Genomic DNA, 13,326 nt, shown 5'->3' on the forward strand with positions numbered 1-13,326 from the left:
TTATCCCTCGTAGACGAGCTCTCCATTTATAATTGTCTTCTTTACATTTAATTTTTCATCTAGAATAATGAGGTCTGCCTTGTATCCGGGCTTTAAGTAGCCTATTTTTTCCCGTGTTAATGCCTCGATGCTCTTAGAGGGTGTATAGCTAGCCATTGTAAGTGCCTCTAGAAGGCCTGCTCCGGCCTTTATCACATTTTTGACTGCATTGTCCATTGTCAAGGTGCTTCCGGCCAGGGCCCCGCTTTCACTCAGCCTTGAAACGCCATTTTTAACGGTTATCTTGAGGCCTCCCAGTACATACTCGCCATCGGGCAAGCCAGACGCACTAACTGCATCTGTTATGAGGACTGTTCGTAGGGGTCCTGCCAGTTTGAATACGAGTTGAACAGTGGCTGGATGGAGATGTATGAAATCTACAATCATCTCGATAAATGTGTTAGGGTTTAGGAGTAGAGCAAATGGGAGGCCTGGTTCCCTGTGGTGAAATTGCCTCATCTGGTTGAAAATATGGTTGGCGACTGTAGCTCCCGCCTCTATTCCTCTAAGGGTCTCGTCGTATGTTGCCTGGGAATGCCCCAAACTGACCGTTATACCTCTGCTCTTTACGGATTTGATGAAATCTATGGCTCCCTCGAGCTCAGGCGCGACCGTTATTTTTCTGAGAAGTCCCTTCGAAGCAAGGTAGTAGTCTTCAAACTCTTTCAGGCTTGGCTTTCTCAGATATGCTTCATTCATGGCACCCTTCATGGAGGGATTTAGATAGGGGCCCTCTAGATGAGGTCCAAGAATTCTCGCACCTTTAGAGGGAGACCACGATTCAGCCGCCTTTGTAATGTTTCTACAGGCTTGGACAAGTTTCTCGTGGGGTGCGGCGACTGTTGAAGCCAAGAATGCCGTCACTCCACGTCCTGCAAGTTTTTGTGACATTTCTAGTATTTCTTCTGGCGAAGCCTCCGTAACATCTATGCCTGCATAGCCGTGTATATGGGTATCGATGTATCCTGGGGCGACATACTGTCTTTCAGCATCTATTATTTTGTCCGGTGTTCCTTGGACATTGAAACTCTCAATTACGCCATCCCTTATAGAGATATTAACCACGCCGATATCTTCTAGCGGAGTCAAAACATGCGCATTCCTAACTTGAATTCTCAAGTGTCAACCCTGAATACAGTTGTGTATTTAGGAATATAAACATTAGTTTTTCGCATTAGTTTTTAAAAACATTTTATATCCTTTTGATAATAGAAGATTGGGTTAAAGAATGAGTAGTTTACCGAGGAGCAGTGAGACGAGGTATAGAGGCCTAATCGTGTCTCCTGGGGTGGCTATTGGAAGGATTTTTGTCCTGAAGGAGAAAGATATATTAGAAAGCATTTCTGAATCGAAATCCAACGGTGTGGATAAAGAAACAAAGCTTCTAAACGAGGCAAGCCTAATAGTGAAAAAGAGACTTGAAGACTTAAAGAGAATTCTCCCGAAAGCAGAACAAGAAATTATTGATGCACAGTTACTTATGCTTGATTCCCTTGTGTCAGAGGCTGAAGAACTTATTCGGAACCTGTCTCTCAGCGCCGCTTCGGCTGTAAAGAGGGTTTACGAGAAATATTCAGAGTTGCTTAAGAGTGGTAGTGAGCTTTTTGCTCTTAGGTCTCAGGATCTGCATGACATTTCAGCCCGCCTGGTTTCAAGCATTATTGGAGCGGCTAAGACAGATGTTGATTGGAGAGATAGAATTCTTGTAGCAGAAGAAATTGATCCCATTAGGTTTTTGGAGGCTGTTGAGGGTGGGCTAGCGGGCCTAGTTACTCGGAGAGGTGGGTTGACGGCGCATGTGTCTATATTGGCTAGGTTGAAGGGTGTGCCTTATTTGATTTCTCAAGAGGTTGACTTAAACAGTTTGAGAAATGACGTTACCGCTGTGCTTGACTGTGTGAATGGCTATTTAGTTGTTGATATCTCCCCAAGATTAATTGATAATTACAAGTCTCTAGTCGCCGAGTATAAGGAAACAGTATCTCTGTATGCAAGAGAGGAAAAGCTCGAGCCCATAACAGTTGACGGGGTAAAAGTAGCTGTTATGTGTAATACTGGTAGCCTAGAGGAGGTCCGCGTAGCTCCGAGCTATGGTTGCGGGGGAGTTGGGTTGTTTAGGATTGAGTTTGCTTACATGGCTAGGGATGTAGCCCCTAGTGAGGAGGAATTATTTAATCTCTTTAAGAAGAGCTTAGAGTTCCTAGGAGGCGGTCCTCTAACTGTGCGTGCCCCAGACATTGGTGGAGACAAGCCTGTAAGGTTTTTAGAGATTCCGAGGGAGGCAAATCCCCAGTTGGGTTTTAGGGGGACGCGTCTTTTGTTAAAGTATCGTGACTCAATGCTTAGGCCTCTGGTTCGTGCGGCTTTGCGGGCGTCGGTATATGGTGACTTGAGAGTTATGTTTCCCATGATCTCCACAGTTGAGGAGGTTGAGGAGCTTAGGAGATTCATTGAAGAAGAAAAGGAAAAGCTAGAGAATGAGGGACAAAACGTTAAGATCCCTCTTTTGGGCGTCATGATAGAGGTGCCTTCTGCAGCTTTGCTAGTAAGAGAACTCGTAGATAAGGGCAGATTGAGCTTTGTTAGCTTTGGTACGAATGATTTAACCCAGTATGTTTTAGCGGCAGATAGAACAAGTACATATGTAAGCAATGTCTACGATGAACTTAATCCATCCGTTTTGAGGCTTATGTCGTACGCCCTTGACCATATTCGTGAGGGGGTAGAGACGGAAGTATGTGGCGAAATGGCTAGTAGAGGTGTTGCTATACCTGTTCTTGTCGGTCTAGGTATTAAGGGACTGAGTGTAGCTCCGGGCTTTGTAGGGAAAGTTAAATATGTTGTTAGGAGGATTAACTTTGCAGAGCTAGCTGAGGAAGTTAGAGAAATGATTGAGGAGGCTGATTCCTCTCGAGATATAAAGGAGTGGTCTCAGAATTATTTAAAGAAAAAGGATGTCAAGGTTTTCGAATGAATTTTATGAAATTATTGATCTATAGATGGGAGGTATTCAAGCAGAAGTTTGCTCAACTCGTTTATTGCTTGTTCTTCGTCGGGACCTTCAGCCTGGAGTTCTATTTCGTCTCCCATGTCTATGCCTAGGGATAATATTTGAAGAATGTTTTTTGAGTCCGCGGTTTTTTCGCCCTTTTTTACAATTATTTTTGACGTGAATTTTTTTGCTGTTTGGACAAAGACGGCTGCAGGTCTCGCATGTAGTCCGCTCTTGTTTTTAACTTTGAGGACGATGGTTTTCATGGTGTGTTTGAACATCTAAAAATATATTTATGTTGTGAAACATGAAGAATGATAAAAATGGTTTCCGATATTTATTCAGAGTTTTTGACTGGAATAGCCAGTCTCCAGGAGAGGATAGTGCGTGAAGAAAAATTGAACATGGAGAGAGCTATAGAACTCTTTGTCCAAGTTCTTAAGAATGATGGTTTCATCTATGTTTTTGGTACGGGGCACTCGATGATGATGGCTCTTGAGACTTTTTATCGGGCAGGCGGCTTGGTGCGTGTGTACCCAGTTTTTGATTTGAGTATTTCGGGTCTTAATGGTGCCTTTAAGAGTACTATGCTTGAGAGGCTTTCTGGTTATGCCAGGGTCTTGCTCGAGTCAATTAAGCCTGTCCCCAATTCTGTGCTTGTAATTGTGAGTAACTCTGGCAAGAACGCTGTTCCTGTTGAGATGGCGGCAGAGGCTAAAAGCAGGGGGTTGAAGGTTGTCGCTATTACTTCTGTTGAGTATAGCAAGAGGGTGCCCCCAAGCAATCCTTTGGGGAAGAAGCTTTTCGAGCTTGCAGATGTTGTTATCGATAATAAGGTTCCTGAGGGTGATGCTTACCTTAAACTCGAGGGCTTAGAGCAGAAGGTGGCGCCGGTCTCCACCATAATCAATTCGTTTATACTACAGCTTCTTGTCGCTAGAACCGTTCAGAAGTTGTTATCTATGGGGGTTAAACCTGAAGTGTGGATGAGTGCAAATGTACCCGGGGGCGACGAGGCAAATAAACAGTATCTCGAGAAGTATTTCAGTAAAATTAAGTTCTTATGATTTACCGTGTGCCTATGTCTCAACTTTTGGTTTCTTTGGAAAATTGTGAATAAGGAATAAATATCTACGCGAAGCAAGTACACATAATGAAGGCAACAGTTTTGGTTGAAGACTTGTTTGACGAGAGGGAGCTCATTTACCCACTTTATAGGCTCATGGAGCTTGGCTTTGAGGTAGACCTCGTAGGACCTGAGGCAAGAGAATACAAAGGAAAGAGCGGGCTAACCATAAGGGCGAACAAGGATGCAAGAAGTGCATTAGCTGAGGATTATGTTGTCTTATGGATACCTGGCGGCTATGCTCCTGATAGGCTGAGAAGAAGCAGGGAAATTCTTGAACTTGTTAAGAGAGTGGCCGAGAAAGGAGTGGTGGCGGCGGTTTGTCACGGTCCCTGGGTTCTTGTTTCTGCTGGCCTCGCTAAGGGTAGGAAGCTAACGGGATTTTTCTCGATACATGATGACCTCCGTAACGCTGGAGCAATAGTGCTTGACGAAAAGTTTGTCCGCGACGGGAACATCATTACTGGCACAGATCCAGAAGCTATGCCCGGCATGTTCAAGCTTCTTTTGGACGTTATTCGTGAAAAGGGATGGCTCATCTAGCCTTCGGTGACTCTTTAAAATGTGAAAATTCTTTACAGGAAAAAATATTCTTTTATTTCCCAGTCTGTAATCTCCTGAGGGTTTTGGTTTCCAGCTATTCTGGAGTATGTGTCCCATTCCTTTGTTTTCAGTTCTACCATTTTCTCTGTTAGTTTTTTTAGGTCTCTAGGAAGACTTGGGCTTTTTTGTGCAATGTTTATTGCTTCTCCCAGGCTTTGAGGGACTCTTGGTAGACCATTTTTTTCGAAAACATTTTCATTGCTTTCTGGTGGCGGGGTTAGATTTTCTTCTAGTCCTTTCACTGTTGAGTATAGGACAGAGAGTATCTTGAGATAAATGTTTCCAGCGGGGTCTGGTAGACGGTACTCGATTGTGCCCGAGAGCCCCTTTAGGCCCACGGGTAGCCGGATCATTGTAGTCCTGTTTCCTCTCCCCCAAGAAATATAGACTGGAGCCTCGAATCCAGGGGCCAGCCTCTTATAGGAGTTAACAGTGGGGTTGGTGAGTAGAGCGAATGTGGAAGAATAAGAGAGCAGACCCCCTACAACCCTCTTTCCTGTTTCAGTAATTTCGCCTTCTTCTATTGCAATATTTCTTTCTCCGTTATGAACGGAGACGTGAATGTGTAGACCGTTCCCCGGCAAGCCTTTAAAGGGTTTAGGCATAAAGGTTGCCTCCAAGCCTTTCTCGTAAGCTGTTTCCCATAGGAGCTTCTTTAGAAATACCACTTCATCTGCCAACTCGAGAGGTGTTCGTGCTTTTGGGAGAATCTCGTATTGGCTGGGTCCCACTTCGTGGTGTGTAGCAGAGATTGCTACGCCGGCTTCTTCTGCTCGGATGATTACCTCGGCCAAAAAGTCTGAATTGTTTGAGTAGGGGGAGAGATACATGTATGAGCCGTCGTCTATTGGTCTATGGTTTTTTGTCAGGTAGAATTCAAGCTCGGCTCCCATCAAGACCTTGTAGTTTTTCGAACGGGAAAACTCTCTGAGTAGAGTCCTCGGAGAAATGTCTAATGGTTTGCCGTCTTTGTAGAGATCTCCCATGAGGAAAGCTGTAAGACCCATTCTTGTCCTGTAGACTTTGAGTGTTGTAGGGTCGGGAACAAGCATCGCGTCTGAATCTTCTATAGGTAAGAAGCCTATGCTGTATGCATCTACGCGGTATCCCTTTAGGACGTCTTCAGGTTTTTCTGGCTTTAGTATGCGGCCACGTATGTGTCCATATAGGTCTTGCACAGCTACTTCGTAGAATTTTACGCCCTTGTTTCTCAACTCGTTGAATTGTTTTTCGAATTCCTCGATTGTTTCTTCTCTGTGCATATAGGGTTCCAAGGCTGTAGAATAAAATGTTTTTCTTTTCAAAAAGAGAAAAAAATTCAGAAATATCTAGGAATTTTTTGTATAAATTCTATTGTATCGGGAGGAAGATCGGTATAAAGCCTGCTAATAGTGAGATTATGGCTGAAATAATTACTGCTACTTTGAGTCCTCTATCTTTTGAGAGGTTTGGACTTCCTGGCTCGAAGTACATGGCTTTTATTATCCTAGCGTAGTAAGCGGCGGCGATTCCAGTGTTGATGAGGGCTATAGCGGTTAGCCATGTAGCTGGCCCCACGACAGAGAAGAATAGGAACAATTTGCCCCAGAAACCTACGAGTGGGGGCATACCCATTAGGCTTAGGACGAGTATTAATGAAGAAGCGGCTAGAGAACCATCTACCCTTGATAGGCCGTTTAGGTGTTCAAGTTTGAGCGGGGGACTTTCTTTTTGTCTAATTAGTTTTGCTAGCAGAAAGAGGCCGGTCTTGGCAAAGGAGTAGGTTACTAGTTGCATGAGTAGTCCTAGCATGGCGAGGTACCGTAGATGCGGATCCGGTAAGGAGAGCGCCGCGATACCTATTAGGATGTATCCTGCATGTGCTATGCTACTATAGGCAAGGATGCCCTGGAAGCCTTTCTGTAGGAGGGCAGTTATGTTTCCATAAGTCATTGTGAGGACGGAGAGTATTCCGAGGAGCGTTAGCCAATGGGACGAAACGATAGGGGCTATCAGAATTGCGAGTTTGTAGAATGCAAGTATAACTGCGGCTTTTGAGATTGCAGCCACCACTGCTACTGGGTATGGATCTGATATGCCATAGGTGTCTGGTAGCCAGCCATGGAAGGGGAATATTCCAGCTTTAAAGCCAAAAGCAGCTGCGGAAAAAGCTAGGGTAGCTACCGCCACTATTATGGGTGGAGAACTTAACGGAGTGATTGATAGTTTTGGGTCCTGTGTTGTTACGAAGGTTAGTGATAATAGGAGGAGCATTGAGGAGGCTAGGCTCATTAACCCGTATTTTGTTGCTCCAGATGCTGAGTACTTGTCTTTCATGAGTGCAATCATAGCGTAGCTTGTCACAGAGACAAGTATCCATGAGACGAGGAGCATGAGTATTGTTCCTGCATGGGAGAGGCCTATGAGGCCAGTTATGCCTAATAGTAGTGTCGCTATAAAGGATGGGCCCTCGGGGGACAGGTTGAGGGCTTGGAATGATGAGGCTATTACGACGAGGATGTCTGCGAGGACAATGGTTAGTATGAGGGAGGTAAACCAGTCGGTGACCATTTCTCCTGTGGCTATTGTGCCTGATAATGATTCCTCTAGGCTTACGAGTAAGGTGAAAGCTAGGGCGAGTGATGCTAAGACATAGAGTATCTTCGGCTGTTTCCTTAAATACGGGGCTATTATTGCGGTTAGTACTAGTAGAGCTATATCGAGGTATATGGCTTCCAACATCATGGGAACCACCCTAAAATGTACATGGATACCAGGATTAGGGACAATCCTAGCCAGAGATAGAGTAAGTAGCTTGACACCTTGTCAGTTTGCAGTTGCTTGAATATCCTCCATAAGCCTTTAAAGCCCTCTACGAGGTAGTGATGCAGGATACGGTCCCATGTGTGTTCTATGTATATTGAAGTCACATTGACTAGTTGCTGGAATAATTTAGGTATGGCTTTGTGGTAGAAGTTGTCGACTATAAGTGTATCTAAGTATTTGTAGAGGGCCTTGGACGTTTCCTTGAATCCATCAACTATAGTCCTATAGTACAGTGCATTGATATACCACCTGTCAAAGAGGAAACTGTGAAGCTTCATTAGAATGGGGCTCTTAGAGATGTAATAGTAGGGCTGTTTCTTTGCTATGCTGTAGATGTAGAATACTGAGAGAAATAGGAGGAGGACAAGGATAATTGTGGCTTCAAATGTTCCAGGTATGTGACCTTCAAGCATATGGACAGAGTTTTCACCTCCCAAGGTGTGTTCAAGCATTTTTTCAAAGCTGCCAGAAATCGAGGGCCATATTGCTCCGATTCCTATGCTTGCTAGACCCAAGACGAGGTACGGGGTAAACATTACTGGGCTGACTTCGTGTGCTTTGTGGTGGGAATGGCCAAAGAATACTCTTGAAATCATTCGGGCTGTATAAGACGCTGTTATCCAGGCAGTTATTACTGCTAAGAATGTGGGCACTATGAGGCCTGTCTCTGAAGACAGGTGTATTATCTCGTCCTTCGTCCAGAATCCTAGGAAGGGTGGTACACCAGCAAGGCTCAGGGAAGCTAGCACAAATGCTGTGGCTGTAATGGGCATCTCTTTGGCTAATCCGCCCATGTCGTCAATAAACCTAGAGTGGACAGCGTGAATCACTGCTCCGGCGCCCAGGAATAGGGCCGCCTTGAACACGGCATGACTCATTAGGTGTGACATACCTGCATAGAGACCCCCAACAGCGCCCCCGACCAGTGTTCCCACGGCAACGCCGAGGAACATGTAGCCAAGCTGGCTGGCTGTAGAGAAGGCTAGTACGAGTTTGAGCTCTCTGCTGACGATTGCCATTGTAGCCATCATGAAGGCTGTGAATGCGCCTATCACTGCAAGGCCAACGAGGAACTCTTCAATTATTGTGGAGCCGATGCCGCCCTGGAGTACGATGTATGCGGCTACAAGGAAGGGTGAAAACCTGAGCGCAAAGTATACACCCGCCTTTACCATTGTTGCAGCGTGTATCAGCGCGCTTACCGACGTTGGGCCAGTCATTGCTGTGACGAGCCATTCGTGGAACGGGAACTGTGCGCTTTTCGCTAGGGCTCCGAGGAAAAGTAGCCAGAGAAACACGGGTAACACGCCTTTGCTTAGTAGCTGTGTTGCCCATTGGGCGTCAAGGAGTCCGGACAATAGAGTGGTCCCGGCCAATGTGTGTAGGGTCGCTATTCCTATGACCATTCCAACGTCTCCTAGCCTTGTAAAAACTATTGCTCTGAGGCTTGAGTGGCTTGGTTCAGACCACATTGGGACGCCTAGTGCTCTTCTGCCGGGTTCGCCGACCCATCTTTCTTCTTCGTCTGTAAACCAGTGCCCGATGAGGGCGTAGCTTGCAAGCCCTGTTCCCTCCCAGCCTATAAACATGCTTATCATGTTGTCTGAGAGTACGAGTAGCATCATGCTTCCAACAAAGAATGTGAAGAAGAGCCAGTACCGTGTTTCGCCTACTTCTCCCTTCATGTATTCGTAGCTGTAGACAGCTATCAGGAAGCTTAGCCATGAAACCACTAGGGCCATAACTGTAGAGAGGCCGTCAAAGAATGCTCCCAGAGAAACGTTTAGGCTTTTCACCCAGGGATAACTTATGTGTATGGATTCTCCCTCAGTTAGGAATAGATAAGCGGCATAGCTAGATACGAGTGCAGAGACAAGGATGGATAGTATGCCTAGGAGTGATTTTATCTTCCAGGAGGCGCTCTTAAATAATAGTATGAGGAGGGTTCCAATGAATGGTGAAAGCCAAGCAAGCAGTAGCAGGCTCTCCATGTTTATGCACCTAGCGGGAACGTTTTCAGGAAGCTTAAGAGGGGATCTATGAGAAGAGAGGCAAATAGGAAGAAGAGTATGCCGAGGAGTGCGAAGACTAGTAATGGTCCCCAGAGCGACGCGCTGGCTTCTCTAGCTTCCTGGACTTTGAGTGGGCCATAGAAGATTCTTCTCATTGTTACAAATGCATATGCAGTTGATAGGCCTATTGCTATGAGGAGCCCTACTGCTAGAAGGATATACCATGTTGAGCCGTTTTGTAGTGCCTGTGCTACTGCTCCTCTAACTATTAGGTATTCGCTCCAGATGCCTAGGGTCGGCGGTATTCCGGTGATGTGCATGAAGCCTAGTAATGCAAGTGAAGCTGTATAGGGCATTTTTGCGGCTAGTCCACCCATCTTCGTTATGTCTCTTAGACCGTGGTATGTTGCTATAAGGATGCCTGCTACGGCGAAGAGGATTGCTTTTCCGTAAGCGTGGACCATGTAGTGGAGGAATGTTCCAGCTATGCCGTAGGCGTTTACAGAGGCTAGTCCAAGTAGGAGGTATCCCATTTGCGAGATACTGCTGTAGGCGAGCAACCTCTTAAAGTCTGTCTGGCTGAGCGCCATTAGTCCACCGTAAGTCATTGTTATGACTGCCCACGCTGTAAGTATTGGGGAGGCTGATGCAAACATTTGCGGGAATAGGGTGTATACGATCCTAAACATCATTGCTCCTCCTAGACCAATCAGGTTGGGGCTTAGAAGTGCAGATATCGGTGTAGGTGCTTCGGCGTGGGCGTATGGTAGCCACATGTGGACGCCGACGGCCGCAAGCTTAACTGAGAGACCTAGAATCATTAGCCAGAAGGCGTATTCTAGTCCCACAAGGTTGTTTGCGGCACCTATTCTAAAGCCTCCCTGTGTAATGAAGTCGAAGCCTATCTTTTGTCCAACGCTTAGTGCACCGATGAGGAATAGTAGGGCACCTACATGTGTCCATAAAAGATACATTATGGCTATTTTTAGTCTCTCTCCGTAGCCATAGAAGGCTATCAGTAGGAAGCTTGGTATAAGTGTGAGCTCTAGGAATATATAGAACTCGACTATGTTTGTTGACATCACGGTGCCCATCATTGCTAGGGCGAACAATGTGTAGAGGAAGTAGTAGGAGCCCCAGCCGGGCGCAGATACCCCCTCGTGGTGCAGTTCTTCAAACCTGTGATCCATGTATGGCAGGCTGTATAGAGCTATCACAGAAGTTGTAACCGCTATGCTGAATGCTACCAGGAAGACCGTGGGGTCAATTACGAGTGCAAATGTTCCGAGACCGCCTATGCTGAAACTGACTGGATCCATCCAGGTTGTGCCTTTGCTGGTATAGAGATAAAGAAGAACAATTGCGGAAAAACCTAGTGCCGCTGAATTTAGAATGGCAAGGCTCTTCTTTTCCTTGATGAATAGAGACAAAATGGATGCTAAAAGTGGAGCCAACAGTGTTGCCCATAATAATGGTATTTCACTCATTTTTACTCACCCAAACCAACTATTTCATAAACATCCAGACTTTTACTCCTCCTATACAGGAGGATAAATACAGAAATAAGGAGCCCCACCTCTACAGAGCTCAAAGCGATCGCATAGAGGGCCAGGATGCTTCCGCCCAGAGGATTAAAGTACTTAGAAAGAGTTAATAGCGCCAGTAGGACTCCGTTGAACATTATCTCTAAAGAAATCATCACTCTGACCGCACTTCTATGGATGACAGCACCTACCAGACCTATGCTGAAGAGCATTGAGGAGACTACTAGAAAAATCAAGTCATTCATTTGTCTCACCCCTAGCTATTGATATGCCAGCTAACAAGAGAGCAAGAAGCGAGAGAGACAAGTAGAAGAATGCAAGCAAATTCTCTGAGAAAACTTTCAATAGCCCTTCTAGACTGAGGGCAGTATTCACAGTAGTTACCTGCTGAGCAAGTGGCGAGACTAGTATCTGTAGCACCGAGAAAAATCCCAGGACAGCTACTAGGACAGCTGGAAGAATCATTTTCTTCTCCGAAACCATCCCTCTACCAATAAAAACGACACCCATAATCACAAACATGACAGTTGCCCCTACATATACCAGTGCCTGGAATATCCCGACATATGGGAAGCCTAAAAGCGCAATTAAAGATGCTATGGCTAGGCCCACGATTCCAAGCAGGATTGCTGAGTAGAAGTCTTCCCGTGCTTTTACAGATAGAATTGCCGCTATTACCGCTACCGTGCCGGCGGCTAGAACATACACAAGGCTGAATTCAGGCAGACTCATGCCTCAACCCCCTCTCTTCATCAAATACAGGTTTAACCTTTTTAGCCCCCATCTTTAGTGCTGGAGAAACAGGCTCAAGAGCCATTTTCTCTGGCGGGAAGACAAGATCCTCAAACCTTTCAAATGCAACGTCATGGATCTTTGTCATTTCGAGTGCGTCCTGTGGACAAATGTCAACGCAGAAGCCGCAGAATATGCATCTCTGATAGTTCACTCCTGGTCTTCCCTTCTTTTCTCCCTTCTTAACGTACATCTTCATTGCGCCTGCTGGGCAAACCATTGCGCATAGACCGCATTGTATACATTTGTCTGGATAGTACCTTATTAACCCCCTGTAGCCTTCTGGAGGCTCAACAAAGTATTCAGGATAGTATACAGTCATTCTGTTGGGCTTTACGAGGTACTTTAGCCCTGTCCATATAGCTTCGATATGCCTGGGGAAATTCTTAACTGGATTAGACATTTAGGATCACCCTTACCCCCAACGAAAGTATGAGGGAAACAATAGACATAACAAAGTATACACGCCAACCTATCTTCAAAGCTTGGTCAAGCCTATATCTCCCGTATACAGATCTTAGAAACACTATGAAGAGCATTAGGAGGAATGCCTTCACAAAGAGGAATATGCCTGCTATGCCTGGATAGATATCATAGAGTAGCTTGGGAAGAGGCTCCCAGCCTGACAAAAAGATTATTGTGTAGATCAATGACAGGGCGTAGAGCTTTAGGTATGCAAGACCCATCCCTATCCCAAAAATTATGCCCGTATACTCAACGTAGGGACCTGCTACGATCTCTTGTTCTCCCTCAACTATGTCGAAAGGCAGTTTGCCTGCACTCATAATCATGCTTACTAGAAAAGTAAAGGCCGCTATCGGGTTAAGAATAAGCCCCGGAATAAATTGCTTAGTCACCATTTCTTCTAGGCTCATTGTCCCATACAGAATAGACATAGAGATAGCGGAAATAAAGAGCGGGACCTCGTATCCTAGAGACATAAAAGCCTCTCTTACGGCTCCCTGTATAGAGAACTTGTTATTAGAAGCCCATCCCATTAGCAAAACAGAGATTGGTATCGCAGAGATGACAGCTAGAACCGCGGGCAATGTTAGGGGCGAAGATATAGGGGAGAACCCAGGAGCTGAGGGTATAAATGCAAATGGAAGTATCGCCAAGGTCAATGCTAGGATTGGCGCAACAATAAATGGTATCCTGTCCGCTGTTTCGGGTACAATGAATTCTTGGAACATGTACCTTGTTCCATCGGCAAGCATCTGGAGCACTCCTCCCAGGTGGCGTGTCACATATAAGGGCCCTACACGCATCTGTATCCTGGCAGCGATTTTCCTCTCGGCCCAGATTATTATCAGTAGGACAACGAGGGCTGTAAGGAGTCCTGGAAACACTATGGGCGCAAATACCTGGGGGGACAAAAACAACTTGACTATAAAACCAATTATATCCATAGTT

General features: G+C 45.6%; 13 protein-coding genes. 3 read left to right on the forward strand and 10 right to left on the reverse strand.

The window, feature by feature from the left end:
- Positions 1 to 1,158 (reverse strand): N-acetylglucosamine-6-phosphate deacetylase, encoded by a 1,158-nt coding sequence (gene nagA, locus QXT17_RS04215; protein ID WP_020962979.1) that lies wholly within the window; start codon positions 1,156 to 1,158, stop codon positions 1 to 3.
- Positions 1,159 to 1,267: 109 nt separating this feature from the next.
- Between nagA and ptsP the strand changes: the two genes are divergently transcribed.
- On the forward strand, positions 1,268 to 3,013 hold the full coding sequence (gene ptsP / locus QXT17_RS04220) for a phosphoenolpyruvate--protein phosphotransferase (RefSeq protein WP_020962978.1): 1,746 nt from the start codon (positions 1,268 to 1,270) through the stop codon (positions 3,011 to 3,013).
- Positions 3,014 to 3,024: 11 nt separating this feature from the next.
- On the opposite strand, the gene QXT17_RS04225 is transcribed toward ptsP, so the two are convergent.
- Positions 3,025 to 3,297, reverse strand: coding sequence for an HPr family phosphocarrier protein (locus QXT17_RS04225; RefSeq protein ID WP_020962977.1), 273 nt, complete (start codon positions 3,295 to 3,297; stop codon positions 3,025 to 3,027).
- 48 nt (positions 3,298 to 3,345) lie between these two features.
- Between QXT17_RS04225 and QXT17_RS04230 the strand changes: the two genes are divergently transcribed.
- Positions 3,346 to 4,098, forward strand: a complete 753-nt coding sequence (locus QXT17_RS04230) for a sugar isomerase domain-containing protein (protein WP_020962976.1) — start codon at positions 3,346 to 3,348, stop codon at positions 4,096 to 4,098.
- An 86-nt stretch (positions 4,099 to 4,184) separates the two neighbouring features.
- Positions 4,185 to 4,700, forward strand: a complete 516-nt coding sequence (locus QXT17_RS04235) for a type 1 glutamine amidotransferase domain-containing protein (protein WP_020962975.1) — start codon at positions 4,185 to 4,187, stop codon at positions 4,698 to 4,700.
- 32 nt (positions 4,701 to 4,732) lie between these two features.
- Here QXT17_RS04235 and QXT17_RS04240 read toward each other — a convergent pair whose 3' ends face one another.
- The 8 genes from QXT17_RS04240 to nuoH form a co-directional block, all read right to left on the reverse strand.
- Positions 4,733 to 6,022 carry a glutamine synthetase family protein gene (locus QXT17_RS04240; RefSeq protein WP_020962974.1) on the reverse strand — a complete coding sequence of 430 codons (1,290 nt, stop codon included), beginning with the start codon at positions 6,020 to 6,022 and terminating at the stop codon, positions 4,733 to 4,735.
- Between the two features lie 88 nt (positions 6,023 to 6,110).
- On the reverse strand, positions 6,111 to 7,484 hold the full coding sequence (locus tag QXT17_RS04245; protein ID WP_020962973.1) for an NADH-quinone oxidoreductase subunit N: 1,374 nt from the start codon (positions 7,482 to 7,484) through the stop codon (positions 6,111 to 6,113).
- Complete coding sequence (locus tag QXT17_RS04250) at positions 7,481 to 9,556, reverse strand: NADH-quinone oxidoreductase subunit L (protein WP_020962972.1); 2,076 nt, start codon at positions 9,554 to 9,556, stop codon at positions 7,481 to 7,483. The genes QXT17_RS04245 and QXT17_RS04250 overlap by 4 nt, the downstream gene beginning before the upstream one ends.
- 2 nt (positions 9,557 to 9,558) lie before the next feature.
- Positions 9,559 to 11,064: a NuoM family protein gene (locus QXT17_RS04255; RefSeq protein ID WP_020962971.1), complete on the reverse strand. Its 1,506-nt coding sequence runs from the start codon at positions 11,062 to 11,064 to the stop codon at positions 9,559 to 9,561.
- A 2-nt stretch (positions 11,065 to 11,066) separates the two neighbouring features.
- A complete protein-coding gene (nuoK, locus tag QXT17_RS04260) occupies positions 11,067 to 11,366 on the reverse strand; it encodes an NADH-quinone oxidoreductase subunit NuoK (protein WP_020962970.1) in 300 nt (99 codons plus the stop codon).
- Positions 11,359 to 11,853 (reverse strand): NADH-quinone oxidoreductase subunit J, encoded by a 495-nt coding sequence (locus tag QXT17_RS04265; protein ID WP_020962969.1) that lies wholly within the window; start codon positions 11,851 to 11,853, stop codon positions 11,359 to 11,361. Before QXT17_RS04265 ends, nuoK begins: the two co-directional genes overlap by 8 nt.
- Entirely contained in the window at positions 11,840 to 12,316 is a 477-nt protein-coding gene (locus tag QXT17_RS04270) for an NADH-quinone oxidoreductase subunit I (RefSeq protein ID WP_020962968.1), read from the reverse strand. The genes QXT17_RS04265 and QXT17_RS04270 overlap by 14 nt, the downstream gene beginning before the upstream one ends.
- Positions 12,309 to 13,322 (reverse strand): NADH-quinone oxidoreductase subunit NuoH, encoded by a 1,014-nt coding sequence (nuoH, locus tag QXT17_RS04275; protein WP_052885680.1) that lies wholly within the window; start codon positions 13,320 to 13,322, stop codon positions 12,309 to 12,311. Before nuoH ends, QXT17_RS04270 begins: the two co-directional genes overlap by 8 nt.
- Between the last annotated feature and the right edge of the window lie 4 nt (positions 13,323 to 13,326).

The organism is Thermofilum sp. (assembly GCF_038871435.1).
Lineage (GTDB): Archaea > Thermoproteota > Thermoprotei > Thermofilales > Thermofilaceae > Thermofilum > Thermofilum adornatum.

Excerpts from the sequence above, each read along its gene's own strand:
- QXT17_RS04270 (WP_020962968.1), bottom strand. The coding sequence starts at position 12,316 with ATGTCTAATCCAGTTAAGAATTTCCCCAGGCATATCGAAGCTATATGG.
- nuoK (WP_020962970.1), bottom strand. The coding sequence starts at position 11,366 with ATGAATGACTTGATTTTTCTAGTAGTCTCCTCAATGCTCTTCAGCATA.
- QXT17_RS04230 (WP_020962976.1), top strand. The coding sequence starts at position 3,346 with ATGATAAAAATGGTTTCCGATATTTATTCAGAGTTTTTGACTGGAATA.
- QXT17_RS04235 (WP_020962975.1), top strand. The coding sequence starts at position 4,185 with ATGAAGGCAACAGTTTTGGTTGAAGACTTGTTTGACGAGAGGGAGCTC.
- QXT17_RS04250 (WP_020962972.1), bottom strand. The coding sequence starts at position 9,556 with ATGGAGAGCCTGCTACTGCTTGCTTGGCTTTCACCATTCATTGGAACC.
- QXT17_RS04255 (WP_020962971.1), bottom strand. The coding sequence starts at position 11,064 with ATGAGTGAAATACCATTATTATGGGCAACACTGTTGGCTCCACTTTTA.
- ptsP (WP_020962978.1), top strand. The coding sequence starts at position 1,268 with ATGAGTAGTTTACCGAGGAGCAGTGAGACGAGGTATAGAGGCCTAATC.
- QXT17_RS04245 (WP_020962973.1), bottom strand. The coding sequence starts at position 7,484 with ATGATGTTGGAAGCCATATACCTCGATATAGCTCTACTAGTACTAACC.
- QXT17_RS04265 (WP_020962969.1), bottom strand. The coding sequence starts at position 11,853 with ATGAGTCTGCCTGAATTCAGCCTTGTGTATGTTCTAGCCGCCGGCACG.
- QXT17_RS04240 (WP_020962974.1), bottom strand. The coding sequence starts at position 6,022 with ATGCACAGAGAAGAAACAATCGAGGAATTCGAAAAACAATTCAACGAG.
- QXT17_RS04225 (WP_020962977.1), bottom strand. The coding sequence starts at position 3,297 with ATGAAAACCATCGTCCTCAAAGTTAAAAACAAGAGCGGACTACATGCG.
- nuoH (WP_052885680.1), bottom strand. The coding sequence starts at position 13,322 with ATGGATATAATTGGTTTTATAGTCAAGTTGTTTTTGTCCCCCCAGGTA.